Source organism: Streptomyces sp. GDS52, assembly GCF_052246875.1.
Classification (GTDB): domain Bacteria; phylum Actinomycetota; class Actinomycetes; order Streptomycetales; family Streptomycetaceae; genus Streptomyces; species Streptomyces cathayae.
Genome location: NZ_CM125966.1, coordinates 5,932,565 through 5,958,756 on the forward strand (window position 1 = coordinate 5,932,565; position 26,192 = coordinate 5,958,756).

The window sequence follows — 26,192 nt, forward strand, 5'->3', positions numbered from 1 at the left end:
GCGTCGAAGGAGTCCGATGGTGGAAGCCGTGCAGGGTGCGAAGGTGGTCGTCACGGGTGCCGGGGGCGGCATCGGGGCGGCACTCGCCCGTCGCTTCGCCGGCCAGGGGGCCCAGGTCGTCGTCAACGACCTGGACGCCGACCGGGCCGAGGCCGTCGCCGAGGAGATCGGCGGCATCGCTGTCCCGGGCGACGCGTCCCGCGTCGTCCCCGAGGCCCTGGACGCGCTCGGCGGCAGGATCGACGTCTACTGCGCCAACGCGGGCGTCGGCCGTGACGGCGGGGAGCCCGGCGGGCCGCTCGACGAACAGGGCTGGACGCTCTCCTGGGACGTCAACGTCATGGCCCACGTCCGCGCGGCGCACGCGCTGCTCCCCGACTGGCTGGAACGCGGCAGCGGCCGTTTCGTCTCCACCGTCTCCGCCGCCGGACTGCTCACCATGATCGGCACCGCCCCCTACAGCGTCACCAAGCACGGCGCCTACGCCTTCGCCGAATGGCTGTCCCTGACGTACCGCCACCGCGGTGTGAAGGTCCACGCGATCTGCCCGCAGGGGGTGCGCACCGACATGCTCACCGACAGCGGCAGCGCGGGCGAGCTGGTGCTCAGGCCGACCGCGATCGAGCCCGAGGACGTGGCCGAGGCCCTGTTCCGCGGCATCGAGGAGGACCGCTTCCTGATCCTGCCGCACCCCGAGGTCGCCGAGTACTACCAGGCCCGCGCGGCCGACCCGGAGCGCTGGCTCGGTGGCATGAACCGCATCCAGCGGCACTGGGAGGCCACCCGGTGAGCCGCCGGGCCGGTCATGACCGGCCGTGACCGCACGCGAGCCCGCGCGGCAGCCGGAGATCCTGCCCGACGCGCCGCGGACGGCAGGTGGGAGGATCCCCGTCGGGGAACCGTTTTCCCCCGACGCGGGACGGCCGACGGCACCAGCGGCGACGACCGGTGGTGACGACGGCCGGTAGCGGCGACGATCAGCGGCAGCGACCGATGACCAGTGGCCAGTGACAACGATCAGCGACAACGAACAGTGACAACGAAACGGAAGGCAGGTGGCGGCAGTGCCCAGGACGACGGACGGTGACGGGCCCCCGGTGCCGCAGCGGCTCCTGGCCGCCGCCACCCGGCTCTTCGCGGAGCAGGGCTACGACCGCACCTCCGTGCAGGAGATCGTCGAGGCGGCCGGTGTCACCAAGGGCGCGCTCTACCACTACTTCGGCTCCAAGGACGACCTGCTGCACGAGGTCTACGCGCGTGTGCTGCGCGTCCAGCAGGAACGCCTGGACTCCTACGCGAACGCCGACGAGCCGATCGAGAAGCGCCTGCGCGGTGCCGCGGCCGACGTGGTCGTCACGACGATCGAGAACCTGGACGACGCGTCGATCTTCTTCCGCTCCATGCACCATCTGAGCCCGGAGAAGAACAAGCAGGTACGGGCCGAGCGCCGCCGCTACCACGAGCGCTTCCGCGCCCTGGTCGAGGAGGGCCAGGCGGCGGGCGTGTTCTCCACGGCGACCCCGGCCGACCTGGTGGTGGACTACCACTTCGGCTCCGTGCACCACCTGTCGACCTGGTACCGCCCCGACGGGCCGCTCACGCCGCAGCAGGTCGCCGATCACCTCGCCGACCTGCTGCTGCGCGCACTCCGCCCCTGAGCCGCCGGAGCTCCCTGCCTACAGGTACTTCTTCAGCTCCCGGCGCGCCAGCGACCGCTGGTGCACCTCGTCCGGGCCGTCGGCGATCATCAGCGTGCGGGCGCCGGCGTACAGCTCGGCCAGCGGGAAGTCCTGGCTGACCCCGCCGGCCCCGTACAGCTGGATGGCCCGGTCGAGGATGCCGACGACCGTGCGCGGGGTGGCGATCTTGATGGCCTGGATCTCGGTGTGGGCACCTCGGTTGCCCACGGTGTCCATCATCCAGGCCGTCTTCAGCACCAGCAGCCGCAGCTGCTCGACCGCGACCCGCGCGTCCGCGATCCAGTTCTGCACCACGCCCTGCTGGGCCAGTGGCTTGCCGAAGGCGTCACGGGACACGGCCCGCCGGCACATCAGCTCGATCGCCCGCTCGGCCATGCCGATCAACCGCATGCAGTGGTGGATCCGGCCGGGGCCGAGCCGCGCCTGGGCGATGGCGAAACCGCCGCCCTCCTCACCGATCAGGTTCGCCACCGGCACGCGCGCACGGTCGAAGACCACCTCGGCGTGGCCGCCGTGGGAGTGGTCCTCGTAGCCGAACACCTGCATGGCGCGCTCGATCGTGACGCCGGGCGTGTCGCGGGGCACGAGGATCATCGACTGCTGGCGGCGGATGTCCGCCCCGTCCGGGTCGGTCTTGCCCATCACGATGAAGATCCTGCAGTCCGGGTGCATCGCCCCGGAGATGTACCACTTGCGGCCCGTGACGACGTACGAGTCGCCGTCCCGCTCGATGTGCGTGGTGATGTTGGTGGCGTCCGAGGAAGCCACCTCCGGCTCGGTCATCGCGAACGCCGAGCGGATCTCCCCCGTCAGCAGGGGCTCCAGCCACTGCTTCTGCTGCTGCTCGTCGCCGAACTGGGCCAGCACCTCCATGTTCCCGGTGTCGGGCGCCGCGCAGTTGGTGGCGGTGGGCGCCAGCTGCGGGGAGCGGCCCGTGATCTCGGCGAGCGGGGCGTACTGGAGGTTGGTGAGGCCGGCACCGTACGTGGAGTCGGGCAGGAACAGGTTCCACAGCCCCTGCCGGCGGGCCTCGGCCTTGAGGTCCTCCACCACGGGGACGGTGTCCCAGGGCGAGGCCAGCCCGGCGCGCTGCTCGTGGGCGACCTGCTCGGCCGGGTAGACGTACTCGTCCATGAAGGCGAGCAGTCTGGCGCGCAGCTCCTCGGTGCGCGCGTCGAACGCGAAGTCCATGTCCCGTCAGCCTTCCTGAAGAGTGGTCAGACCGTGCTCGATGAAGACGGGGACCAGTTCGCCGATGCGGTCGAAACCGCGGCCGACCGTCTGGCCCAGCGTGTAGCGGTAGTGGATGCCCTCGAGGATCACGGCGAGCTTGAACCAGGCGAACGCCGTGTACCAGGACACCGCGCGGACGTCGCGTCCCGAGCGGGCGGCGTACCGCTCGATCAGCTCGGCGGGCGCCGGATGCCCGGGTGCCTCGGCCGTCGTGGAGACGGGGGAGTCGGGCATGGCCAGCGGCATGCTGTACATCACCAGCAGACCGAGGTCGGTCAGCGGATCGCCGAGCGTGGACATCTCCCAGTCGAGGATCGCCTTGATCTCGTCGTCGTCCTCGCCGATCAGGACGTTGTCCAGGCGGTAGTCACCGTGCACCACGGCCGGAGCGGGGGAGCGGGGCAGCTTCCGCCCCAGCGCGGCGTGCAGTTCGTCGATCCCGGCCAGCTCCCGGTCGCGGGAGGCGTCCAGCTGTTTGCCCCAGCGCCGCAGCTGCCGGTCCAGGAAGCCCTCGGGGCGGCCGAAGTCGGACAGGCCCACCTCGCCGGGGTCCACCGCGTGCAGGTCGACGAGCGTGTCCACCAGGCCGAGCACGGCCCGACGGGTGCGCTCCGGCCCCAGCGGCACCAGCTGGTCCGCCGTCCGGTACGGGACGCCGTCGACGAACTCCATGACGTAGAAGGGTGCCCCGAGCACCTCCTCGTCCTCGCACAGCAGCTCGGTGCGGGGCACCGGCACGGCGGTCGGGTGCAGCGCGCTGACCACCCGGTACTCACGCCGCATGTCGTGCGCGGTGGCCAGTACGTGCCCGAGCGGCGGGCGCCGTACCACCCACCGCGCGGTGCCGTCGGAGAGCGCGTAGGTGAGGTTCGACCTGCCGCCCTCGATCAGCCGGCCGGAGAGCGGGCCGTTCACCAGACCGGGGCGCTCCCGCTCGAGCAGGGCACTCAGCCGGTCGAGATCCAGTCCGGGCGGGTGGTCGGGGCTCATTCTCGCTCCTACGGGCAGGTGACGGTACCCGACACATGATGCCGACCGGTCGGTATGTCGTCCAGGGGGTGGGCGAAACGTGATCGGATCCACGCCCCGTCCACCGCACGCGCACACGACACGCCCGTTCGGCCATTCGGCTTGCGCGGCGGGAGGCGACGCCGGAGGGTCTACCCCATGAAGGCGATCAGTTATGCGCGATACGGCGGTCCCGAGGTGCTCGAGTACGGGGAGGTCGACGATCCCCGGGTCGGCCCGGACTCGGTCCTCGTGAAGGTGCGGGCGGCGGCCGTCAACCCCGTCGACTGGAAGTGCCGCGAGGGTTATCTCGACCCGGTCCTGGCCCCGGTGTTCCCGGTGATCCCCGGCTGGGACGTCTCGGGTGTGGTCGTACGGCCCGGTGTCGCGGTCCCCGAGTTCGCCGCGGGCGACGAGGTCATCGGCTATGTGCGTGAGGACTTCCTCTCCCGCGGCACCTTCGCCGAGTACGTGGCCGCCCCGGTACGGGCCCTCGCGCGCAAGCCGCGCAACCTGTCCTTCGAGGAAGCCGCCGGACTGCCCCTCGCCGGACTCACCGCCTACCAGGTGCTGTACAGGGCCCTCGAGGTGAAACGGGCCGAGACCGTCCTGGTGCACGCCGCGGCCGGCGGCGTCGGCTCCCTCGCCGTCCAGCTCGCCGTGCACCTCGGCGCCCGGGTCATCGGTACGGCCAGTGAGCACCACCACGACTTCGTCCGCGAGCTGGGCGGGGAACCGGTGTCCTACGGCGACGGCCTCGCCGAGCGGGTGCGGGGGCTCGCCCCCGCAGGCGTGGACGCGGTGTTCGACACGGTCGGCGGCGACGCCCTGAAGGTCTCGGCCAACCTCCTGGCCCCCGAGGGCCGGCTCGCGTCGATCGCCGACCACGAGGCGGTGGGCCACGGAGGCCGCTACTGCTTCGTCCGCCCTGATCCACGGGATCTCGGACACCTGTCCGAACTGGCGGAGCAGGGCGCGGTGCGCGTGCACGTCTCGAAGACGTTCCCGCTGGAACGGGCGGCGGACGCCCACCGGCTGAACCAGGAGGGCCGGACCAGGGGCAAGATCGTGGTCACCGTGGGAGGGGAGCCCGGGGAGCCGGAGAACCGGTGAGGCCGCCTTCCGGGAGCCACGCCACCGACCTGTCGGGACGGCGCGGCTAACTCCGGTCCAGCAGGACGAGGGCCGCCCCGGACGCGGCCAGGGCCCCGGTGCAGAGCACCGCCGCGGTGAGCCGCCGGGGGGAGGGCGCGGCCGGGGCGGCCGTGGCCGCGAGGGCGTGGATCCGGCGGTGGGCGACCAGGAGGAACCCCAGCCAGCAGGCGCAGCACAGCGCGCACAGGACCGCCCCGGCGGCCGACAACCCGCCGTGCAGCGCCATGCGCACCGCGAGCACGGACGCGACGGTGCACGCGAGGGTCGTACGCCGCCACGCGAGCCGGGTCCGCTCGGGCTGCAGCCCGGGGTCCCGGGGCGCCGGGGCCCCGGCCGGCCCGCTCACACCTCCCACCCGACGAGCACCACGACGACCATCGCGACGGCGACGACGGCGACGACGAGACTCAGCAGCACCGGGAACCGGGACACCGGCAGGTCCTCGCCGCGCCGCATGGCCCGCTCGCAGCGCACCCAGTGGTCGACCGCGCGCAGTGCGCACAGCACCCCGGCGGCGAGCAGCGTCAGCGCGAGCCCGACCCGCCAGCCCCAGCGCAGGTTCGGCAGGAACTGGTCCACGGCGAAGCCGCCGCCGATCAGTGCGAGGGCGGTGCGCAGCCAGGCCAGGAACGTACGCTCGTTCGCCAGCGAGAACCGGTAGTCGGGCGTGTCCCCCTCCTGCCGCACGTCCTCGGGCGCGAACCAGAGCCGGACGTTCCGTACGAAGTCGATCACGCCGCGACCCTACCGGGACGCCCTGCCCGGACAGCACCTGGCCCGGACGGCACCTACCCCGGACGCTCCGGCTCCCGGGCCCGGGCGGCCCTGAGCCGTTCGTACGCGGCCCGACTGTCCGGTGTCCACGTCCACCCGGTCCGCTCGGTCCGCTCGGTCTGTTCGGTTCCCTTGTTCAGGCGCCGCTCCAGCTCCGCCTCGGTCAGGAAGGCGTGCCAGGCCACCTCCTCGGCCTGGGGACGTACGGGCAGGTCGCAGCGGACCTCGTACACCGCGGACCACCAGCTCCGGCCGGCGCCGTCGTCGTACAGGAACTTGAAGAGGTACTCGGGGCGCGGCAGCCCGGACACGCCCAGTTCCTCCTCGGCCTCACGCAGGGCCGCCTCGTCGTAGCTCTCCCCGGCGCCCACGACCCCGCCGACGAACATGTCGTACAGGGAGGGGAAGACCAGCTTGGTCGCGGTGCGGCGGTGCACGAAGATCCGGCCCTCGGCGTCCCTGACCAGGACGAACGCGCAACGGTGCCGCAGTTTCCGGGCGTAGGCCTCCCCGCGCGGGGACCGGCCGGTCATCCGGTCGTCCTCGTCCACGATGTCGAGGATCTCGTCGGCGGCCCGCGCAGGCCCGTCAGCGGCACTCATGACACCCATCCAAACACCGTTCCTGAAGACTGAGCAGGAGCGAGCCCACTCGGTCGCACGCCCCGAACGGTCTTGGGCGCACTGGTCCCCGGCGTACTCGACCCCGGGGCGGCGACACGCATCCTGTGCGTGGTCCGGGCCCGGGAGGCCGGTTCCCTCACGACCTGGCCATATGGGTGTGGCCAGAGGCGACGGGGAGGCCCCGAACCATCACTCCGGTGGAGCGGGGGCCCCGCACGCTGACGCCACACCCGGCGTCCCAGATCGCACGCTCACGCTAGCCCAGTCGGCCCAGGGCACCACAAGCTCACGAACGAACCATCACACGATCGAGCTAACGCGACCTCGTGCGCACTCCCCGGCGAGCAGTTACCCACCCCTCCAAGCAGGACCGGCCGTCCACGGCGGGTACGACATCCGGGAACCGCCGGCTCCGTCCCGCCGGAAGGACGTGGACCCGGCCACCGGAACCCAAGTGACCTGTCCGTGACGCTGGTTGACGCGTGTAATGACTCGGGCGCCCTTGACGTCAACTGTTGGCTGCCGGTTTGCTGTGCGTGATCAGTCCATGGCTATCGGCAGCCGACCACTGCCGTACCGACCGTGCGTCCGACATGGGCCGAGCCACAAGAAGAGCGCGTGAGGAAGTCCGCGGTGTCTCCACCCCCGCCTCCCCTCGGCCGTGCCCGCAGACGTGCGGCACAGGCCTTCGACGAGGCCCTCGACGACGAGGAGCTCGTCGCCGCGCGGGCCGCGCTGGCGCAAGGCCGGTGGCAGACCGCCCGCTCGCTGCTCGTCCGCACGGGGGACGACTGGGACCGCCGCGGACACCGGATCACCGCGCTCGCCCGGGAGTCCTCCAGTGCCGCCTGGGTCCGCGACTGGCTGCTCGCCGAGCCCGACTCCGAGGACGCGTCGGTCCTGCTCGCCCTGGCCCAGGTGAGGCGCGCCCTGCGCGGAAAGGAGAAGCCGGCCCAGGCGCGCGAGGCCTGCCGCCGGGCGGCCGCGGTGTCGCCCGCCGACCCCACGCCGTGGCTCGGTCTGCTGCTGCTGGAGCGCGCCCAGGGCGCCGAGGGCGACGTGGTGCGGATCTTCGAACAGGTCCGCACCCGGTACGCGGACCACCACCACGCCCACCACCTGGTGGTCGCCTGGCTCGCCGAACGCCGCGTGGAGACGGGCCCGGACCCGCTGCACGAGGTCTACGACTTCGCCAACTGGTCCGCCGAACAGGCACCCGCCGACTCCCCCCTGGCGATGCTGCCGGTCATCGCGCACGCCGAGCGCTACCGCGCACTCGCCGCCGCCGGCCACGAGCGCGCCGATCCGGCTGCCTCCGGCCACTGGGTGGGCCGCCGTGCCCGGCAGGTGATGAAGGCCGCCTTCGACTGGTGGCTGGAGTGGGAGCACGAAGGCCATCCGCGCCGTCTGATCGACCTGAACTTCCTCGCCCACGCCAAGGTCTGCGAGGGCCGGGGCGCCGAGGCCGCCGCCCTGTTCCACCGCATCGGCGACAAGGCCACCCCGGCCCCCTGGTCGTACCCCGACCGCGACCCGCTCACCGCCTTCCGCGCCGCACGGGCCACCGCCCTCGGCACCGGATGACCCCGCACGCGTCCGATCCAGCTCACCGCATCACGCCCGACACCCACTCCCGACCCAAGGACGGTCTTCCGATGACCACGGACAGTTCGAGCCCGAGCAGATCCGCAGCGGACGGCATCAGCACCTTCAAGGGGCAGGAGCGCGCCCTGCGCGCCGACCGCCTCGGCACGGGCGGTCTGCTGCTCTCCGTGCTCGCCGCGACCGCCCCGCTCATGGTGGTCGCAGGTGTCATGCCCACTACATTCGCGGTGATGGGCATCGTCGGCCAGCCCCTGCTCTTCGTGGTCCTCGGCACCGTGCTGGTGCTGTTCAGCCTCGGCTACGCCGAGATGAGCCGGCACGTCCACAACGCCGGCGCCTTCTACGCGTACATCTCCCGCGGCCTCGGCGGCACCGCCGGCGCGGGCGCCGCCATGGTCGCGCTGGTCGCCTACAACGCGCTCCAGGTCGGCATCTACGGCATCTTCGGCTTCGAGGTCTCCGGGCTCTTCGCCACCTACGCCGGCCTGGAGGTCGCCTGGTGGATACCGGCGCTCGCGGCCGCGGCCGCCGTCGGCGTGCTGGGCTGGCTGAAGATCGACGTCAACGCGCGCGTGCTCGGCGTCCTGCTGGTCATCGAGGTGCTCCTGGTCGTCGTCTTCGACGTCGCCGCCATCGCCGACCCCGGCAAGGAAGGGCTGTCCCTGCACGCCTTCAACCCGGACACCCTCACCGGTGCCGGCGTGGGCACCGCCCTGTGCTTCTGCATCGCCGCCTTCCTCGGCTTCGAGCAGGCCCCGGTCTACGCGGAGGAGACCAGCCGGCCGCACATCCTGGTGCCCCGCGTGATGTTCCTCGCGGTCACCGGCGTCGCCGTCTTCTTCGCGATCAGCAGCTGGGCGCTCACCGTGGCCACCGGCCCCGCCGACATCGTCGCCACCTCGCAGGAGCAGAGCGCGGGACTGCTCTTCCACCTGACCGAGGCCCGGCTCGGCGGCACCTTCACGGACGTCCTGCACGTCCTCTTCGTGACCGGCATGTTCGCCGCGCTGCTCAGCTTCCACAACGTCGTCGCCCGGTACGCCTTCGCCATGGGCCGCGAGGGCCTGCTGCCCGGCGCCTTCGGCCGCACCACCGGCACCAGCGGCGCCCCCGGCACCGGTTCGCTGCTCCAGACGGGCATCGCCGTGGTGCTCGTCCTCGCCTTCGCCCTCACCGACGACAAGCCGATCGGCGACCCGACCGCGCCGGTCCTGCACCTGTTCACCTGGGGCGGCAACATCGGCGCCCTCGGCGTGATCGTGCTGATGGCGATCGCCTCGCTGTCCGTCGTCGTCTTCTTCGTCCGCCGCGGGGCCGCCGGCGCCCAGGCCTGGCGGCTGGTCACCTCGGCGCTGGCGGGCCTCGCCCTGGTCGTGATCGCCGGCTACACCGTCAAGGACTTCGACGTGCTCGTCGGCGCCGGCCCCGGCTCCGCGCTGAGCCGGCTGCTGCCCGGCATCATCGGGCTGGCCCTCGTCGCCGGCCTGGTCCAGGGCCTGGTCCTGCGCGCCCGCGCCCCCGAGGTCCACGCCCGCATCGGGCTCGGCAACGAGGCGTTCCAACTGGACAAGGAGGCCGAGCGCGACGCGTAGGCCCGGCCCTTCCGAAAACGGCCTCGGCCGCGGTACCGCACATGCGGTACCGCGGCCGAGGCCGTGTCCGAAGGGCCGACCGGCAGGCCGACCGGTCACCTATATGACCAGCGACAGGAGCAGCACCAGAGCACCGGCGACCACCGAGATGATCGTCTCCATGATCGACCAGGTCTTGATGGTCTGGCCCACGTCCAGCCCGAAGTACTCCTTCACCAGCCAGAAACCGGCGTCGTTGACATGGCTGAAGAAGACCGAACCGGCACCGATGGCGAGCACCAGCAGAGCGGCGTGCGTGGTCGACATGTCAGCCGCGAGCGGCGCCACCAGACCGGCCGCCGAGATGGTCGCGACGGTCGCCGAACCGGTCGCCAGCCGGATCGCCACCGCGATCAGCCAGCCGAGCAGCAGGGCCGGGATCGCCCAGTCCGCGGAGATGTCGAGGATCATCTGACCCACGCCCGAGTCGATCAGCGTCTGCTTGAAGCCGCCGCCCGCGCCGACGATCAGCAGGATGCCGGCGATCGGGGCGAGGCCCTTCTCGACCAGCTGCGAGATCCGGCTCTTGTCGTATCCGGCGGGCAGGACCAGCGTGAAGATGCCGACGAGCACGGACGCGAGCAGGGCGATCATCGGGGAGCCGGCGACGTCGAAGACCCGCTGGACGTTGTTCTCGGGGTCGTCGATGACGATGTCGACCAGTGCCTTGGCCAGCATCAGCACGACCGGCAGCAGGATGGTGAACAGCGTCGGGCCGAACCCGGGGCGCTTCTCCAGGTCCTCGGAGGCGCGCTGCGGGATCATCCGCTCGGGGGCCGGGACGTCCACCCAGCGGGCGGCGTACTTGGAGAAGAGCGGACCGGCGATGATCACCGTCGGGATGGCGACGAGCACACCCAGCGCGAGCGTCACGCCGAGGTTGGCGTCGAGCGCGTCGATCGCGACCAGCGGGCCGGGGTGTGGCGGCACCAGGCCGTGCATCACGGACAGACCGGCGAGCGCCGGGATGCCGATCCGCATCAGGGAGTAGTTGCCGCGCTTGGCGACCATCAGCACGACCGGGATCAGCAGGACGACGCCGACCTCGAAGAACAGCGGCAGACCGATCACCGAGGCGATCAGCACCATCGCCCAGGGCATGGTGCGGCCGTTGGCCCTGGCGAGGATGGTGTCGACGATCGTGTCGCCGCCGCCGGAGTCCGCGAGCATCTTGCCGAGGATCGCCCCGAGGGCGATGAGCACGCCGACACCGGCGACGGTGGAACCGAGTCCGGCGCTGAAACTGGCGATGACCTTGTCCAGCGGTGCCCCGGCGAACGCGCCGAGGGCCAGCGAACCGATCGTCAGGGCCAGGAAGGCGTGCAGCTTGAAGCGGGTGATGAGCAGGACGATGACGGCGATACCCGCCAGGACGGCGATGCCCAGCTGGGTGTGGCCGGCCGAGGTGATCGCCTCGGGTGCGTCCGCTGCCAGCATCTCGACTCTGAGTCTGGTCACGGTGAATCCCTTGTGAGTACGGGGAGAACCCCTGGGAGTACGGGGGAACTACGGGGAACCGGGGCGTGGGGGAACCTCGGGGCGTATGGGGTCCCCGGGGGAGCGGGGACCGGTGGAGACGGCTCAGGGCGGGGACCCGTGAGCCGGCTCGGGGCAGGCCCGGAGCGGGCCTGCGGCAGGGGAACTACGGGGCCGGCTCGGCGAGGGCCGACAGGGCGGTGACCGCCTGTTCGGCGATCTCCTCCGGGCTGCCCGACACGTCGACGGCGACCCCGAACTCGTCCTTGCCCAGCGGTTGGAGCGTGGCGAACTGGGAGTCGAGCAGGGCCGTGGGCATGAAGTGCCCCTCGCGGTGCGACATCCGGTCCTCGATGAGCGCGCGGTCACCGGTGAGATGCACGAAGACCACACCGGGCGCGGCCGCCCGCAGCCGGTCGCGGTACGACCGCTTCAGCGCCGAGCAGCTGACCACCCCGCCGAGACCGGACCGCCCGTGCGCCCAGTCACCGATCGCGTCCAGCCAGGGCAGCCGGTCCTCGTCGGTGAGCGGGGTGCCGGCCGACATCTTGACGATGTTGGATTCCGGGTGGAAGTCGTCGGCCTCGGCGTACGGGACGTCGAACCGGGTCGCGAGCAGGGGACCGATGGTGGTCTTGCCGGTGCCCGCGACGCCCATGACCACTACGACATGGGGGGTGTTCATCGCTGCCTCACAGTCTGTTGTCGCCCTCGACAACCTGATGTCGACCGCAACTGAAACCTATAGGTAAGACAATTTCAAGACTGTGTGACGAATAAGTCTGACCTTTTGCTTCCGTGATCCGCCCCGTACTCTGTGTGGATGAGCACCATGGGCCGGGGTCTGCACGGCCGCGTACTGGACACCCTCGGCCCCGAGATCACCGGAGGCGAGTACCCGCCCGGCAGCGTTCTGCGTACGGACGAGCTCGCGCAGCGTTTCGACGTGTCACGTTCCGTGATGCGTGAGGTCGTGCGCGTCCTGGAGTCCATGCACCTCGTCGAGTCCCGGCGCCGCGTCGGTGTGACGGTCCTCCCGACCCGCGAGTGGAACGTCTACGACCCCCAGGTCATCCGCTGGCGACTGGCCGGCGCGGACCGGCCCCGGCAGCTGCGCTCGCTCACGGTGCTGCGCTCGGCCGTCGAGCCGGTCGCGGCCGGGCTCGCCGCCCGCAACGCCACCGCCGAGCAGTGCGCCGAACTCACCGAGTGCGCTCTCGGCATGGTCGCCAACTCACGCGGACAGCGGCTGGAGGGATACCTCTTCCACGACATCGCCTTCCACCGGGTGATCCTCACCGCGTCCGGCAACGACATGTTCGCGCGCCTCGGTGACGTCGTCGCGGAGGTCCTCACCGGCCGTACCCGCCACGACGTGATGTTCGACGATCCCGACCCGGCCGCGGTCACCCTGCACGTCCAGGTCGCCGAAGCGGTCCGCGAGCGCGACGCCGCCCGCGCGGAGCACCTGACCCGCGAGATCACCGTGGGGGCGCTCCAGGAACTCGACATCCTGGCACCCTGAGGGCGCCGTCAGTCGAGGAAGTCCCCTCAGTCGAGGAAGTCCCCGTCGACGTACACCCACGCCCCGTCCACCCGCTCGAAGCGGCTGCGCTCGTGCAGTGAGCCGCCCCGGTGGGACGCCCGGAAGGTCACCGTCCCGGTGGTGTGGAAGGCGGAGCCGCCGGTCGTGTCCAGGATCTCCAGCCCGGTCCACCGCATCCCGGGATCGAGGTCGACCCGCTCCGGCCGCGTCCGCGGATGCCACGTGCGCAGCAGGTAACCGGCGTCCAGCCGCACGAAGGCGCAGTACCGCGACCGCATGAGCCGCTCGGCGGTCGGCGCGACGGCCGTCCCCGCGTGGAAGCGGCCGCAGCACGCCTCGTAGGTCTCGGGGAGTCCGCAGGGGCAGGAACGCGTGGTCATGTCGGCCATTCTGCCCGGTCCGTTCCGAGTCTTGACGGCGGCCCGTGAGGTGGTGCGGGACCGAGCTCCTGGGACGCACTGTCCCCGCCTGCCCGTCGGATGGTGGCTGGCGGTTGCATCCGCACGAACAGCTCTGTGTCTCATGCGGAGCTGACGTGGAACTGGCTGGTGCGGTGGGGACGTTGATGGTTCGGAGGGGACAGAGTGGTCTGTGATTCTGGACAGGCGGATGGCGGAGTGACGATCGCCGTGTTGCCGGATCATTGATACGAGAGGGTGGGAAACGGTCGATTTTCATGGCCTCGGGGAACGCGGGGGAGACCTCGCGGCAGAAGACTGCGGACATCATGAGGAGGAAGGTAGGCCGGTCGGTGATGCCTGCGGCGCGGCATTGTCGATGGTGACGTGACTTTCACCGAGGTCGGCTCCATGGGCCTCCGCGTCCGTCATGGCGACCACGACCCGTACCTGCCGACGAGTCGGCTCGGCGCGAGTATCGCCGCTTGATGACGCGCATGACCTGCGTCACCGTCGTGATCGCGGCTACCCCACAGGGTGGACACGACCGTCGTGGCCGGCCGCTCAGGCGCGGACCTTGGCGTGCCTGAGCGGGTGGATCACCGCGGTGAGTCTCAAACAGCCCGTAGCCATTGATCGAGGACTGCGAAGTCTTCGTCGGTGAGGCCTCGGGACGACGCGACGGGGTGGAGGAGAGCCGGGGCGGGATGGTGAGTGGATACCCAGTCCCGATCGGCGTCGGTGATCTCGTCGTCGACCCAGACGAACGGACGTCCGTCCGCCCATGCCACCAGGGCTCGGGTCTTCCAGTGGAGCCCGAACCACTGGTCCTCGTGCGCGTCGGAGGGTTCCGGCCAGTTCACGACCGGCAGTTGCGGTAGGCCGAGCCGTGGTGCTAGCTCGGTGTTCGCCTCCTCCTCCCAGGTTGTGGCCCAGACCAGTTCGCACGGCAGCGCCGCGAGCCGAGGACCGACACGTGGGTCGAGCCGTGCCAGGTGCGAATCTGACGCGGTGCCCGATGGCTCGCACTGCGGGCCGTCGCCGAACGGCAGGAGAGGTCCGTCGACGTCCAGGAACAGCAGCGGGCGTTCTTCGCGCTCACTCATGCCACGGTGTCCTGCTCATGCTCGACCGGATGGATGCCGTCGGCCCGCACGTACACGCGTCGGGTGAGGCCGGGGCCTGGTTCTGGGAGGCGGTGTGGTCGTCCTGCCACTGCTCGGTCAGCCGGGTCACGGTCGCCGCTGAGAGCTCGGCGGCCGAGCCGGGTAACTGCTCCATGGCGGGCGCGAAGCCGCCGGAGGACCGGCCGGGCAGGTAGAGCAGGGGCAGGACCTTGCTGATCTCCAGGTACTTCCGGCACCAGGAGGTGAGGATCTTCGACGAGGAACCGCTTGCGCTCGCCCGTCACGCCGTCACCGCGATCGACCCGGCGACGGTGGAGGTGCTGGAAGGTACGGACTCTGCTGCGCAATTCGGCTGGGTGTCGGTTCCGGCTTCACCGGCGCGTGAGCACGCGGAACTCGTTGCCGTCGGGGTCGGCCAGCAGCACCGCGCCGTCCCCTCCACGGGCGGATTCGAGACGCTGCGCCCCGAGGGAGAGCAGGCGCTCGACCTCCGCTTGCTGATCGCCGTCCGGGGCGAGGTCCAAGTGCAGGTCCTTGCCGGGGTCCGGCATCAGCGGCGGACCGCCCCACGTGATCTTCGTACCGCCGTTCGGTGACTGGACGGCGGTCTCCTCGCCCTGGTCCCAGACCAGCGGCCAGCCCAGCGCCTCGCTCCAGAAGTAGCCCACGGCCTGCGAACCATCGCAGGCGAGCGCTCCGATGAGACCGCAGCCGGCCAGGAAATCGTTGTGCGGCTCGAGGACACAGAACTCGTTGCCCTCGGGGTCGGTGAGCACCACATGGGACGCGTCCGGTCCCTGGCCGACGTCGGCGTGCTGCGCGCCGAGGTCGAGCGCTCTGGCCACGGTCTCCTGCTGGTTCTCCAGGGAGGAGCTGGTCAGGTCGAAGTGCAGCCGGTTCTGGGCGACCTTCTGCGCCTGGGAGGGACGGAAGCCGAGGCGGTAGCCGGCGTCATTCCCGGACAGCAGGGCGACGCCGTCGTAAGGATCGTCGGCTCTCTCCAAGCCCAGGACGCCGGACCAGAAATGCGCCAGGCGCTCGGGCTGGTGAGCGTCGAAGAAGACTGCGAAGAGTCGGCTGCTCATTGCGCCACGCATCCTCGGTCCGCTGAGTGCCAACTGTCGGCAGGGCGCCATGTCAGCGCCTCGAACGAGGATCCTCATTCGCATCACCCGAGGATCCCGCGCATGACCTGTCGGTCGGTCGGGCAATGAAGAAGGGCCCTTGGGGATCAAAGGCCCTTCGTTCCTGCTGGTGTCCGAGGGGGGACTTGAACCCCCACGCCCGATAAAGGGCACTAGCACCTCAAGCTAGCGCGTCTGCCATTCCGCCACCCGGACAAGGTGTCTGACGCGCGGGTTTCCCCCGCTGCGACGACGTAAACATTACCAGGCTTTCCGGGGTGGCCGATCACCCCGGTGGGCGCGTTGCCGGGCCTGCTCCGTCCCGGCGTGAACGCCGTGCGACGGGCCGGGTCCGGTCTTGGGGCGGACGCGTTCTGGGGAGAGGATGAGGGGGACCCACCAGCAGTGACAGCGGGAGGAACCACGTGAGCGTGACGGACACGGCCAAGGGCGTCACCGGTGAGGACGAGGTCGTGGACCTCTGCCGCGACCTGATCCGGATCGACACCAGCAACTACGGCGACCACTCGGGCCCCGGCGAGCGCAAGGCGGCCGAGTACGTCGCCGAGAAGCTCGCCGAGGTGGGCCTGGAACCGCAGATCTTCGAGTCCCACAAGGGCAGGGCCTCCACCGTGGCGCGGATCGAGGGGGAGGACCCCTCGCGGCCCGCGCTGCTGATCCACGGCCACACCGACGTCGTACCGGCCAACGCGGCGGACTGGACCCATCACCCCTTCTCCGGCGAGATCGCCGACGGCTGCGTGTGGGGGCGCGGCGCCGTCGACATGAAGGACATGGACGCGATGACGCTGGCCGTCGTCCGCGACCGCATGCGCAGCGGACGCAAGCCCCCGCGCGACGTCGTCCTCGCCTTCCTCGCCGACGAGGAGGCCGGCGGCACCTACGGCGCCAAGCACCTGGTCCACAAGCACCCCGAGCTGTTCGAGGGCGTCACCGAGGCGATCGGCGAGGTCGGCGGGTTCTCCTTCACTGTCAACGAGAAGCTGCGCCTCTACCTCGTCGAGACCGCCGAGAAGGGCATGCACTGGATGCGGCTCACCGTCGACGGCACGGCGGGCCACGGATCGATGACCAACGACGACAACGCGATCACCGAACTCAGCGAGGCGGTGGCCCGGCTCGGCCGGCACCAGTGGCCGGTACGGGTCACCAAGACCGTACGGGCCTTCCTGGACGAGCTCTCCGACGCGCTCGGCACCGAGCTCGACCCGGAGAACATGGAGGAGACCCTCCCCAAGCTCGGCGGCATCGCCCGCATGATCGGCACCACGCTGCGCAACTCGGCGGCGCCCACCATGCTCGGCGCCGGCTACAAGGTCAACGTCATCCCTGGCCAGGCCACCGCCCATGTCGACGGCCGCTTCCTGCCCGGGTACGAGGAGGAGTTCCTGGCCGACCTGGACCGCATCCTCGGCCCGCGGGTGAAGCGGGAGGACGTGCACGCCGACAAGGCGCTGGAGACCGACTTCGACGGCCGGCTGGTCGACGCCATGCAGCTGGCGCTCGGCGCCGAGGACCCGATCGCGCGGGCGGTGCCGTACATGCTCTCCGGCGGCACCGACGCCAAGTCCTTCGACGACCTCGGTATCCGCTGCTTCGGCTTCGCCCCGCTGAAGCTGCCGCCGGAGCTGGACTTCGCCGGCATGTTCCACGGGGTCGACGAGCGGGTGCCGGTGGACGGACTGAAGTTCGGGGTGCGGGTGCTCGACCGGTTCCTGGACGCTTCCTGAGGTAATTCGACGGTTCCAACAATCGTGCAGACGTGCGGAGTTGACCGGGAAGAGTGAATGCGACGATAAGCTCGTAGCCTCATTACTCCTTCCTCGTTACCCATGATGTGATCCGCGACTTGGGATCGCATTGCCAACGAGGAGGAATAATGATCAAGAAGGTCGTCGCTGTCGCCGCCGCCACCGGTGGACTGGTTCTCGCGGGTGCGGGCATGGCCGCCGCCGATTCCGGTGCCCAGGGTGCCGCCACGCACTCCTCGGGCGTCCTCTCGGGCAACGTCGTCCAGGCCCCGGTGCACGTCCCGGTGAACGTCTGCGGCAACACGGTCTCCGTGATCGGGCTGCTGAACCCCGCCGCCGGCAACGTCTGCGTCAACCAGTGACGTTGTGCCTCGCCCCTTAGGGCAAGCACTTTCCAGGGTTTGAGCTCGTCGGCCCCGGAGCGCGCGCCATGCGCTCCGGGGCCGACCGGTCTCGCAGAACGTCGCAACACCGGGAATCCGACGGACGGAATTCCCGGCACAAGGTCGAAGGCAGGGATTTCAGCTATGCGACAGGTCACCCGCAAGGGCCTGATGACCGTGGCCGCCGCCACCGGCGTGATCGCCGCCGCGGGCGGGGTCGCCCACGCCGACTCCGGCGCGCAGGGTGCCGCCGCGGGTTCGCCCGGCGTGCTCTCCGGGAACACGGTGCAGGCGCCGGTGCACGTGCCGGTGAACGTCTGCGGCAACACCGTCGACGTCGTCGGTGTCCTCAACCCGTCCGTGGGCAACTCCTGCGCCAACCAGGGTGGTCCCACCTCGGCCGGCCACGGAGAGTCCGGCCACCACGGAGAATCCGGCCAGCACCGTGACTCCGGCGGCCACCGGAGTCACGGTGGCCACGGCGGTGCGCATGCCGACGGACACACCGCCGGCTCGCCCGGTGTGCTCTCCGGCAACCAGATCCAGGCGCCGGTCCACATCCCGGTGAACGTCTGCGGCAACACCGTCGACGTCATCGGCGCCGGCAACGCCGCCACGGGCAACGACTGCACCAACGGCGCCCCGGACGCTCCGGACGCCCCGGCGGAGCCGCAGGATCCCGGTGGCGAACCGAGCACGCCGTCCGCTCCGCGCGAGGAAACCCCGGCCGGCCCCGCGCAGGACAACCAGCCGGGCCCTCGGTCCGTCGCCGCGCCCCAGGCCGAGGCGCAGCTCGCCCGGACCGGCAGCGAGCTGCCGATGGGTCTCGCCCTGCCGGTCGGCGCGGGCGCGCTGCTCGCCGGAGCGGTCCTCTACCGCAAGGCACGGGCCGCCGCGTGACAGGGGTCACAGGGAGCGGGCCCCGCGACCGCGGGGCCCGCTCCCCGACCGATCTCACGGCTGTCGGCAGGTGGCCCGAGCTCACCAGGTCGCGCGTACCTGGCGGATGATCCGCCGCCGCAGCCGCACCTTGCGGCTGCCGTCGCGCAGCAGGCTCAGACGGTCCAACTCCCAGTGACCGTACTCTGCGTGGTCCGTCAGCAGACGTGCCGCCTCCTTGCGGGAAACCCCGCGCGGTACGTACACGTCGACAAATTCGTATTCCGGCATCGCATCTATTGTGCGTGCTGGGCCCCGGTACGGATAGCGTCTGCACTATGTCTGATGCTGCGCAGCCCACCGCTGCCGAGGTACGCGCCGCCGCCGAGGCGGTCAAGACCGCGCTCGACCGCCACCTGGCCGCGGTCGAGCGCCGGTCGGGTGAGGACGACCCGGCCGTCTACGAGGCGTTCAACGAGCTGGCCGTAGCCGCTGAGGCGTACGACGAACTGCTCTACGACCGCCACGACGAGGTGACGCCCTTCGAGATCCCCGGTGCGGAGGACGCCCTGCCGCCCTACACCGGACCGGAGGAGCCGAACGCGCTGAGCGTGCTGATCCGCCGCGACTACGCCGTCGTGGAGCCGCAGCGGCTGCTGGCGCACGCCCAGCGGATCGAGGCGGCGGACGACGAGGAGGGCTCGGACGCCTCGGACACCGTCCACGGCGCGCTCGGCGTCCTGTTCGGCGAGTTCGAGCCGGACGAGATCGCATCCCGGCACAAGGAGTTCGGCCTGGAGGAGGGGGACTCCACGCTCTGGGTGACGGCATCGGACGAACCGGCGGAGCCCGGTGAATGGCTGGCGGCCCCGTTCGAGCAGGTGGACCCGGCCCGGGTCGTGTGCCGCTTCGACGTCAGCGCGGTCTTCGACGAGGACCTGGACGACGACCTCGACGACGACAGGGACGACGGCCTCGAGGCCGGGCAGGTGCGGATTCCGGACGAGGACGAGGATCTGGAGCCCCTGGACGCGGATCGCTGAGCGGGCCCGGGCCCGGGTCCCGGACGCAGGGTGAGGGCGGTGGCACCGAGGGTGTCACCGCCCTCACCGTTGCGGGCGGCGGCAGTCAGGCGGCGGCTGCCGGAATCTGCGGCGCCAGCAGTACCGGGAGCCGGGTCGTCCGGGGCTTGGCCGCCACCTCCGCCACGGCGCGCGGCAGCGCCTGCTCCACACCGTGCACCACGGACAGATGGCGGTCCGCCCGGCTGAACGCGGTGTACACCCAGGGCCGGCTCAACGCCGGAACGGCATCGCCCGGCAGCACCACGACCACCGCGGGCCACCGGCACCCCGCGGCCTGGTGTGCGGTCAGCGCCCATCCGTGCCGTACGGACTGCTCCACGCGCTCCTGCGGCACCACGAGGGCCTCGCCCGCGCAGGACAGGTGCAGGCCGTCGGCGTCGGCCCGCACCACCCGGCCCGGCACCGTACGCCCCCGGGCGGGGGAGTAGGCGATCCGGTCGCCCGGGTCGAATCCGCCGAAGCGCCCCGGCCCCGGATTGAGCCGCTCCTTCAGCGCGGCGTTCAGCGCGCGCGTGCCCACCGCGCCCCCGTGCCCCGGGGTGATCACCTGCGTCTCCTCGGCCGGCACCCCGATCGCGCGCGGCACCGAGTCCACCACGAGCTGCACGGTCCGGTGCACGGCCTCGCCCGCGTCCCGCACCGGCACGATGACGACCTCCTTGCCGGGCGCCGCCACCTGGCTCAGCTCACCGGCGCCGATACCGGAGACCAGTTCGCCCAGAGGCCCCGGATCCGGCCGCCGGGAGGCGATCTGCGGGCAGACGCGCGCCGCCAGCAGATCGGCGAACACCCGTCCCGGCCCGACGGACCACAGCACCCCCGGATCCCCGGCCAGCACCAGCCGGGCACCGTCCGGCAGCGACTCCGTGACCAGCGCGGCCGCCTCGACGTCCAGCCGGGGAGCGTCCAGGACGACGAGCAGATCCAGCCGCAGCGCCCCGTCGGAGTCACGCCCCGGCCCCTCGGCACCGGACAGCAGCCCGGCGACGGTGGCGGTCCCGGGGCCCTCGGCTCCGGCTTCGTCGGCCGTCCCGGCACCCCCGGCCGCGGCAGCCTCCAGCAGGGCCGCGAACCGGGCGCGCCCGGCCGGATCGTGCGCGGCGGCCCAGGCGCGCAGCCCGAGACCGTGCGCCGCCCGCAGCAGGGCCGCCGGCTCGGCGAGGGACGCCTGCCCACCGGTGTGCAGGACGAGACCGTGGCCGGCGACCGCACGGATCAGCTCACCCCCGGAGCCGCCCGCCGCGGCGGCGGCCCGCTCCCACTCCGCGTCCGGACCGTCCTGCCGGGGAGCGGAGCCGACGAGCCGGGCCAGGCCGTCGGCGAGGCTCTCCTCGGCCATCGCGTACCGCTCCAGCCCCACGAGGACCCGGACGGGCCGCTCCCGGTCCGCTCCGTCCGCTTCCTCCGTACCGTCCTGGCCTTCCCCGGCTCCGGCACCGACCCGCTGCGGTGCGGGAGCGCCCGCCTCCGGCAGCGGGTCCTGGAAGACGAGGACGTCGCCGTCCGAGATCGCGTCCCGCACGGCCCCCTCGGAATCCGGCACTCCCTGTTGCTCGAGGGCGGCGGTCAGCACGGACATTTCCAGCGCGGTGTGCCCGGCCGCCGCGGCCTGCTCCAGCAGCCACCCGGTGACGGCCCGCACCCGCCGCGCGTCGTCCGGCCCGGCGGCGGAGCCGAGCAGCGCACGGGCGAACCCGTCCGCCTGCGGAGGCCGTACACCGGCCACTCGCAGCAGCTGCCACGGATCGGCGCGCAGGGCTTCCGCGGCCCCCTCGCCCAGCACTCCGGCGGTCTGTACGGCGAGCGTCTCGGGTGCCCCGCCCTGGGCCAGTACCGCGCGTACGGCCGCGACCACTTCGGTGGCGGGGGCCGCCTCGACGGTCACCGGCGGCGCCGGTCGCGCCGGTTCGGGAGCGGGTCGCCGCGGCGCGGGCGCCGCCTCCTCGAACACGGCGGTCACCGGCTGCTCGCCGCTCTCCACGGCCCGCACGGCGGCGAGCAGGTCGGCGGCCCGGCCGCTCAGCTTGGCGCCGGCCTCGATCGGCTCCCGCCGCTCCGCCTTCCGCCGCTCGATCCGCTCCCGCTCGGCCCGCTGCGCGAGCAACTCGGCCTCGCTCTCGGACACCTGCCGCCCCTCGGCCGCGTCCCCGCCTTCCTCGGCTGCGTCCCCGCTCTGCTCGGCCGGGCCTCCGCCCTGCTCGGCCGGGTCGGTCTCCGCCCCGGCCGGTTCGGTCCGAGCCGGCTCGTCCGGCGTCCCCGGCTCGACGTCCTCCGCGGTCTCGGACGGCTCCGTGCTCACAGCGTGCTCCAGTCGTGATCGGGATAGCGGTGCACGGGCGCCGACACGTCGTCGAGCGCCCGGCAGATCTCGTCAGGAAGAGTAAGCGCCTCCACTGACAGTGCCGCCGTGAGCTGCCGCGCGTTGCGCGCGCCGACGACGGGAGCGGCCACGCCCGGCCGGTCCCGCACCCACGCGAGGGCGACCTGGAGCGCGGTCACGGCGAGCCCGTCCGCCGCCGTGGTCACGGCGTCCACGATCCTGCTCGCCGTGTCGTCGAGGTACGGCGCGACGAACGGCGCCATGTGCTCGGAGGCGCCCCGCGAGTCCGGCGGCAGGGCGTCGTTCCGGTACTTGCCGGTCAGTACGCCCCGCCCGAGCGGCGAGGACGGCAGGATCCCGATCCCCGTGTCGACGGCCGCCGGCAGCACCTCCCGCTCCACACCCCGCTGGAGCAGCGAGTACTCCATCTGGGTACTCGCCAGCCGGGCCCGCACCCCCGGCGCGGCGAGCTGCCAGGTCGCCGCCTTGGCCAGCTGCCAGCCGCAGAAGTTGGACACCCCGGCATAGCGGGCACGCCCGCTGGCGACGGCGATGTCGAGGGCCTGGAGCGTCTCGTCCAGTGGGGTGGAGGGATCGTAGGCGTGGACGTGCCACACGTCGACGTGATCGGTGCCGAGACGGGCGAGCGAGGCGTCCAGGGCGGAGAGCAGATGACCGCGCGAACCGTCGAATCTGCGCTCCGGGTCCGGTACGCTCCCGGCCTTCGTCGAGATGACGAGGTCCCGGCGCGGCACCAGCCCGCCCATGAGCTGCCCGAGCAGGTACTCGGCCTCCCCGTCGCCGTACACGTCGGCGGTGTCGACGAGGGTCCCGCCCGCTTCCCAGAACGTCTTCAAGAGGTCCGCGGCGTCGTGCTCGTCGGTGTCCCGACCCCAGGTCAGGGTCCCGAGACCGATACGGGACACGCGCAGGCCGGTACGGCCGAGATGCCTCTGCTCCATGAACGCCGAGATTACTGGCCGACACCCGCGGTGTGGGTGCCTGTGGACAACCGTTTTCCCCGAGTCCCCCAGGTCACCCCCGGGCCCGGCCTCCCGCGGCGCGGCACCGCCCCCGGCCCGGCCGACGGCGGTATAAGGTCACCGCAAGCGACGTTACCGATGAGTAAGGGGAGAGGGCCATGCAGCTCGGGATCAACCTCGGCTACTGGGGTGCCGGAATGGACTCGGACAACCTCGCCGTGGCACAGGAGGCCGACCGCCTGGGATACGCGGTCTGCTGGGCCGCCGAGGCCTACGGCTCCGACGCGGCGACCGTGCTCACCTGGGTCGCCGCCCAGACCGAGCGGATCGACGTCGGCTCGGCCATCTTCCAGATCCCGGCCCGCCAGCCCGCGATGACCGCGATGACCGCCGCCACTCTCGACTCCCTCTCCGGCGGCCGGTTCCGCCTCGGTCTCGGCGTGTCCGGCCCGCAGGTCTCCGAGGGCTGGTACGGCGTCAAGTTCGACAAGCCCCTCTCACGGACCCGCGAGTACGTCGAGATCGTCCGCAAGGCCATGACGCGCGAGCGTCTCTCCCACGACGGCGAGCACTGGACCCTGCCCCTGCCCGGCGGTCCGGGCAAGCCCATCAAGCTCACCGTGCACCCGCAGCGCGAGCACATCCCCCTCTACATCGCCGCGATCGGCCCGAAGAACCTCGAGCAGACCGGTGAGATCGCCGACGGCGCGCTGCTGATCTTCCCCTCCGCCGACCACCTGGAGGAGACCGCCGTCAAGCACATCAGGGCGGGCCGCGAGAAGGCGGGCAAGACCCTCGACGGCTTCGACGTCTGCCCCACGCTCCCGCTCGCCGTCGGCGACGACAAGGACGTCGCCGCCCTCGCCGACACCTTCCGTCCCTACACCGCGCTGTACGTCGGGGGCATGGGCAGCCGCAAGCAGAACTTCTACAACCAGCTCGCCGGGCGCATGGGCTACGAGCGGGAAGCCGCCGAGATCCAGGACAAGTACCTGTCGGGCGACAAGCAGGGCGCCGCCGCGGCCGTGCCGCACGACCTGATCGACTCCACGACACTGCTCGGCTCCGTGGACCGCATCGCGGACCGGATGAAGGCCTACGCGGCAGCGGGGGTCACCACCCTCACCCTCGCCCCCGCGGGCTTCACGCTCGACGAGCGCCTCGCCTCCCTGCGCGCCGGCACCGAGGCGCTGGAGCGCTCGGGCCTGGCATAGGCCCTGCCCGGGGCACCGGGCGCCGCACACGAAGTTTCCGCGGCCGTGGCGGGGGCTCGGGGGTCTTCCCCGCCACGGCCGTCACCCACCACAACGCCCGGCGGCCCCCTCCGGTTACGCCCCCGGGCCCCCGCGCCCGTCCTCCTTTCGGCGGAGTCGCCGGGCGCACCTGTTGCCGGGCGCGCCTCCTCGCCATTGACTCGTTCTTCGCGGACCACGGACTTCACGGATCACGGAACCACCGGACCACGGAACGCGCGGAATCGTTGTGGAGAGGGGCCCAGGATGCTGTCGGCCAAGAGTCTGTTCCAGGAGATCCTCGACGACGACGACTCCTTCGCGCTGTTCTGCTCCATCGCCGCCGGCGGCGAGTCGCAGGGCGGCTGGGAGAACGCCCGGATCGCGGCCCTGGTTCCCGAGAGCCAGCGCGGACTCGCCCCCAAGATCACCAGGCACGGCGCCGACGAGGACAAGCACGGCCGCATCTTCGACGCCCTGATGAAGAAGCGCGGTGTGCGACCGGTCCCCGTCCCGCCCGAGACCGACTACACGATCCTCCTCGAGCGGAGCGGCATCGGCCTGGCGCACGACAGGCTCAGGCGCGACGAACCGCTCACCGTCCAGGACATCGTCGTCTACCTCGCGCACAGCCGCGTCACCGAACAGCGCGCCTCCGAGCAGATGGAACTGCTCCGCAAGCACTTCGCCGACCACCCCGGACTCGGCCGCGCCGTCACGATGATCTCCCGCGACGAGGACAACCACCTCGCCTACTGCCACGAGGAACTGCTGCGCCTCGCGTACGCCGGACACGGCCGCGCCATCCAGCGCACCCTGCGCGCGTGCGCGCTCACCGAGATCCGCGTCCACCGCGACGTCAGCCTCGCGGTGATGGCCCGGATGGGAGACATCCTCGGCTGGTCCCGGGCCAGAGGGGCGCTCCTGGCGGCCGGCATCCACGCGGTGTACGCCTACGAGCGCCTGGGCGGCTGGCGCCGCATGGTCTCCCTGCGGATGCCGGAACGCCGCAACGCCCTGGGCGGCCCCGCGAGCAGCGCGCCCGAGTTCGCCTGACCCTCCCCGGGCGGGGCCGTGGCCCCGCCCGGCTACATCCACCCGCGCCGCTTGAACAACCGGTACAGGAACACCTCCAGCGCGGCCATCGCCAGGATCACCACCGGATAGGACCACTCCCACCGCAGTTCCGGCATGTGCTCGAAGTTCATGCCGTAGATCCCCGCGAGCATGGTGGGGATCGCGGCCATGGCCGCCCACGCGGAGATCTTCCGCATGTCGTCGTTCTGGCGGACGCTCACCTGGGCCAGATGCGCCGAGAGGATGTCCGAGACCAGCCGGTCCATCCCCTCCACGGAGTCGTTCACGCGTGTGAGGTGATCGTGCACGTCACGGAAGAAGGGGCGCGCCTCCTTGGACACGAAGGGCACCGCCGCGCCGAACGAGCCCGCCTCCGTCAGCCGCGCCATCGGCGGGGTCAGCGGCCCGGTCGCCCGGCGGAACTCCAGGACCTGCCGCTTGAAGGCGTAGATCCGGGACGCGGTGAGCTGGGTACCGGCGCCCTCCGGTGAGAAGACCTCCGCCTCCAGCTCCTCCAGATCGGTCTGCAGCTCGGCCGCCACGAGGAGGTAGTGGTCGACGGCGGCGTCGGCGATCGCGTACACCACCGACGTCGGCCCGTTGCCCAGCAGCTCCGGTTCGTGCTCCAGCCGGCTGCGTACGGCGTCCAGCGGGAATCCCTCGCCGTGCCGGACGGTCACCACGAACGAGTCACCCAGGAAGATCATGATCTCGCCGGCGGAGACGGTGTCGCCGTCCGGTTCGTACTCGACCGGTTTGAGGACCATGAACAGCGAGTCGTCGTACACCTCCAGCTTGGGCCGCTGATGTGCCTTGAGGGCGTCCTCGACCGCGAGCGGATGAAGGCCGAACTCCTGCGAGACCAGGGCGAACTCGTCCGCCGTCGGCTCGTGCAGCCCGATCCAGACGAAACCCTTCGCCGCCCGCGCGCCCTCCAGCGCGCCGGAGAAGTCCTCGGACCCCTCCGTACGGTGCCCGTCCCGGTAGATGGCACAGTCGACGATCACGGAACGCATTCTCCTCTCACCCGCCGGCCGGCCCACCCGGCGGCACCACCGCGG

General features: G+C 71.7%; 26 protein-coding genes, 1 tRNA gene and 1 pseudogene. 12 read left to right on the forward strand and 16 right to left on the reverse strand.

Going from position 1 to position 26,192, the window contains the following annotated elements:
• Positions 1-16: 16 nt before the first annotated feature.
• On the forward strand, positions 17-790 hold the full coding sequence (locus tag ACTWJ9_RS27070; RefSeq protein ID WP_279336882.1) for an SDR family oxidoreductase: 774 nt from the start codon (positions 17-19) through the stop codon (positions 788-790).
• Positions 791-1,064: 274 nt separating this feature from the next.
• Entirely contained in the window at positions 1,065-1,658 is a 594-nt protein-coding gene (locus tag ACTWJ9_RS27075) for a TetR/AcrR family transcriptional regulator (RefSeq protein WP_279336883.1), read from the forward strand.
• An 18-nt stretch (positions 1,659-1,676) separates the two neighbouring features.
• On the opposite strand, the gene ACTWJ9_RS27080 is transcribed toward ACTWJ9_RS27075, so the two are convergent.
• Together ACTWJ9_RS27080 and ACTWJ9_RS27085 are read right to left on the reverse strand one after the other, a co-directional pair.
• Positions 1,677-2,891 carry an acyl-CoA dehydrogenase family protein gene (locus ACTWJ9_RS27080; RefSeq protein WP_279336884.1) on the reverse strand — a complete coding sequence of 405 codons (1,215 nt, stop codon included), beginning with the start codon at positions 2,889-2,891 and terminating at the stop codon, positions 1,677-1,679.
• Between the two features lie 6 nt (positions 2,892-2,897).
• Positions 2,898-3,923 carry a phosphotransferase family protein gene (locus ACTWJ9_RS27085; RefSeq protein WP_279336885.1) on the reverse strand — a complete coding sequence of 342 codons (1,026 nt, stop codon included), beginning with the start codon at positions 3,921-3,923 and terminating at the stop codon, positions 2,898-2,900.
• Between the two features lie 177 nt (positions 3,924-4,100).
• Here ACTWJ9_RS27085 and ACTWJ9_RS27090 point away from each other — a divergent pair, with 177 nt between their 5' ends.
• Positions 4,101-5,054, forward strand: coding sequence for an NADP-dependent oxidoreductase (locus ACTWJ9_RS27090; RefSeq protein WP_443294878.1), 954 nt, complete (start codon positions 4,101-4,103; stop codon positions 5,052-5,054).
• 46 nt (positions 5,055-5,100) lie between these two features.
• Here the strand turns inward: ACTWJ9_RS27090 and ACTWJ9_RS27095 are convergent, their stop codons facing one another.
• Genes ACTWJ9_RS27095 through ACTWJ9_RS27105 form a run of 3 tightly spaced genes read right to left on the reverse strand, consistent with a single transcriptional unit; the run spans position 5,101 to position 6,472 of the window.
• Positions 5,101-5,442: a DUF202 domain-containing protein gene (locus tag ACTWJ9_RS27095; RefSeq protein ID WP_279336887.1), complete on the reverse strand. Its 342-nt coding sequence runs from the start codon at positions 5,440-5,442 to the stop codon at positions 5,101-5,103.
• The gene (locus ACTWJ9_RS27100; RefSeq protein WP_279336888.1) at positions 5,439-5,831 is read right to left on the reverse strand and encodes a YidH family protein; all 393 of its coding nucleotides are present in this window, start codon (positions 5,829-5,831) and stop codon (positions 5,439-5,441) included. The genes ACTWJ9_RS27095 and ACTWJ9_RS27100 overlap by 4 nt, the downstream gene beginning before the upstream one ends.
• 53 nt (positions 5,832-5,884) lie before the next feature.
• Positions 5,885-6,472 carry an NUDIX domain-containing protein gene (locus ACTWJ9_RS27105; protein ID WP_443294879.1) on the reverse strand — a complete coding sequence of 196 codons (588 nt, stop codon included), beginning with the start codon at positions 6,470-6,472 and terminating at the stop codon, positions 5,885-5,887.
• Positions 6,473-7,126: 654 nt separating this feature from the next.
• On the opposite strand from ACTWJ9_RS27105, the gene ACTWJ9_RS27110 reads away from it, so the two are divergent.
• Together ACTWJ9_RS27110 and ACTWJ9_RS27115 are read left to right on the forward strand one after the other, a co-directional pair.
• A complete protein-coding gene (locus ACTWJ9_RS27110; RefSeq protein WP_279336890.1) occupies positions 7,127-8,077 on the forward strand; it encodes a hypothetical protein in 951 nt (316 codons plus the stop codon).
• A 71-nt stretch (positions 8,078-8,148) separates the two neighbouring features.
• A complete protein-coding gene (locus ACTWJ9_RS27115; RefSeq protein WP_279336891.1) occupies positions 8,149-9,690 on the forward strand; it encodes an APC family permease in 1,542 nt (513 codons plus the stop codon).
• 99 nt (positions 9,691-9,789) lie between these two features.
• Here ACTWJ9_RS27115 and ACTWJ9_RS27120 read toward each other — a convergent pair whose 3' ends face one another.
• Positions 9,790-11,187, reverse strand: coding sequence for a GntT/GntP/DsdX family permease (locus ACTWJ9_RS27120; RefSeq protein ID WP_388707147.1), 1,398 nt, complete (start codon positions 11,185-11,187; stop codon positions 9,790-9,792).
• A gap of 184 nt (positions 11,188-11,371) precedes the next feature.
• On the reverse strand, positions 11,372-11,890 hold the full coding sequence (locus tag ACTWJ9_RS27125) for a gluconokinase (RefSeq protein ID WP_387041862.1): 519 nt from the start codon (positions 11,888-11,890) through the stop codon (positions 11,372-11,374).
• A 138-nt stretch (positions 11,891-12,028) separates the two neighbouring features.
• Here ACTWJ9_RS27125 and ACTWJ9_RS27130 point away from each other — a divergent pair, with 138 nt between their 5' ends.
• Complete coding sequence (locus ACTWJ9_RS27130; RefSeq protein ID WP_279336894.1) at positions 12,029-12,730, forward strand: FadR/GntR family transcriptional regulator; 702 nt, start codon at positions 12,029-12,031, stop codon at positions 12,728-12,730.
• A gap of 26 nt (positions 12,731-12,756) precedes the next feature.
• On the opposite strand, the gene ACTWJ9_RS27135 is transcribed toward ACTWJ9_RS27130, so the two are convergent.
• From ACTWJ9_RS27135 to ACTWJ9_RS27155, 5 genes and pseudogenes are all read right to left on the reverse strand, one after another.
• Complete coding sequence (locus ACTWJ9_RS27135; RefSeq protein WP_279336895.1) at positions 12,757-13,131, reverse strand: YchJ family protein; 375 nt, start codon at positions 13,129-13,131, stop codon at positions 12,757-12,759.
• A 632-nt stretch (positions 13,132-13,763) separates the two neighbouring features.
• Positions 13,764-14,255: an HAD domain-containing protein gene (locus tag ACTWJ9_RS27140; RefSeq protein ID WP_279336896.1), complete on the reverse strand. Its 492-nt coding sequence runs from the start codon at positions 14,253-14,255 to the stop codon at positions 13,764-13,766.
• A 29-nt stretch (positions 14,256-14,284) separates the two neighbouring features.
• A pseudogene (locus ACTWJ9_RS27145) lies at positions 14,285-14,572 on the reverse strand (IS256 family transposase); the annotation flags it as partial.
• Between the two features lie 75 nt (positions 14,573-14,647).
• On the reverse strand, positions 14,648-15,361 hold the full coding sequence (locus ACTWJ9_RS27150) for a VOC family protein (protein WP_279336898.1): 714 nt from the start codon (positions 15,359-15,361) through the stop codon (positions 14,648-14,650).
• Positions 15,362-15,528: 167 nt separating this feature from the next.
• Positions 15,529-15,616 (reverse strand) — tRNA-Leu (locus ACTWJ9_RS27155).
• Positions 15,617-15,825: 209 nt separating this feature from the next.
• Between ACTWJ9_RS27155 and ACTWJ9_RS27160 the strand changes: the two genes are divergently transcribed.
• From ACTWJ9_RS27160 to ACTWJ9_RS27170, 3 genes are all read left to right on the forward strand, one after another.
• Positions 15,826-17,151, forward strand: coding sequence for a M20/M25/M40 family metallo-hydrolase (locus ACTWJ9_RS27160; protein WP_443294880.1), 1,326 nt, complete (start codon positions 15,826-15,828; stop codon positions 17,149-17,151).
• A gap of 149 nt (positions 17,152-17,300) precedes the next feature.
• Positions 17,301-17,534: a chaplin ChpH gene (chpH, locus tag ACTWJ9_RS27165; RefSeq protein WP_387041874.1), complete on the forward strand. Its 234-nt coding sequence runs from the start codon at positions 17,301-17,303 to the stop codon at positions 17,532-17,534.
• Positions 17,535-17,699: 165 nt separating this feature from the next.
• Positions 17,700-18,455 carry a chaplin gene (locus ACTWJ9_RS27170; protein ID WP_387041876.1) on the forward strand — a complete coding sequence of 252 codons (756 nt, stop codon included), beginning with the start codon at positions 17,700-17,702 and terminating at the stop codon, positions 18,453-18,455.
• Positions 18,456-18,536: 81 nt separating this feature from the next.
• On the opposite strand, the gene ACTWJ9_RS27175 is transcribed toward ACTWJ9_RS27170, so the two are convergent.
• Positions 18,537-18,725, reverse strand: a complete 189-nt coding sequence (locus ACTWJ9_RS27175) for a DUF5703 family protein (RefSeq protein ID WP_020276814.1) — start codon at positions 18,723-18,725, stop codon at positions 18,537-18,539.
• A gap of 47 nt (positions 18,726-18,772) precedes the next feature.
• Here ACTWJ9_RS27175 and ACTWJ9_RS27180 point away from each other — a divergent pair, with 47 nt between their 5' ends.
• Positions 18,773-19,477 (forward strand): hypothetical protein, encoded by a 705-nt coding sequence (locus ACTWJ9_RS27180; RefSeq protein ID WP_279336902.1) that lies wholly within the window; start codon positions 18,773-18,775, stop codon positions 19,475-19,477.
• Between the two features lie 85 nt (positions 19,478-19,562).
• On the opposite strand, the gene ACTWJ9_RS27185 is transcribed toward ACTWJ9_RS27180, so the two are convergent.
• Entirely contained in the window at positions 19,563-21,818 is a 2,256-nt protein-coding gene (locus tag ACTWJ9_RS27185; protein WP_443294881.1) for a helix-hairpin-helix domain-containing protein, read from the reverse strand.
• The gene (locus ACTWJ9_RS27190; protein WP_279336904.1) at positions 21,815-22,801 is read right to left on the reverse strand and encodes an aldo/keto reductase; all 987 of its coding nucleotides are present in this window, start codon (positions 22,799-22,801) and stop codon (positions 21,815-21,817) included. Before ACTWJ9_RS27190 ends, ACTWJ9_RS27185 begins: the two co-directional genes overlap by 4 nt.
• Before the next feature lie 179 nt (positions 22,802-22,980).
• On the opposite strand from ACTWJ9_RS27190, the gene ACTWJ9_RS27195 reads away from it, so the two are divergent.
• Both ACTWJ9_RS27195 and ACTWJ9_RS27200 read left to right on the forward strand, forming a co-directional pair.
• On the forward strand, positions 22,981-24,036 hold the full coding sequence (locus ACTWJ9_RS27195) for an LLM class F420-dependent oxidoreductase (RefSeq protein WP_279336905.1): 1,056 nt from the start codon (positions 22,981-22,983) through the stop codon (positions 24,034-24,036).
• Between the two features lie 285 nt (positions 24,037-24,321).
• Positions 24,322-25,110 (forward strand): ferritin-like domain-containing protein, encoded by a 789-nt coding sequence (locus tag ACTWJ9_RS27200; protein WP_279336906.1) that lies wholly within the window; start codon positions 24,322-24,324, stop codon positions 25,108-25,110.
• 32 nt (positions 25,111-25,142) lie between these two features.
• Here the strand turns inward: ACTWJ9_RS27200 and corA are convergent, their stop codons facing one another.
• On the reverse strand, positions 25,143-26,138 hold the full coding sequence (corA, locus tag ACTWJ9_RS27205) for a magnesium/cobalt transporter CorA (RefSeq protein ID WP_279336907.1): 996 nt from the start codon (positions 26,136-26,138) through the stop codon (positions 25,143-25,145).
• Between the last annotated feature and the right edge of the window lie 54 nt (positions 26,139-26,192).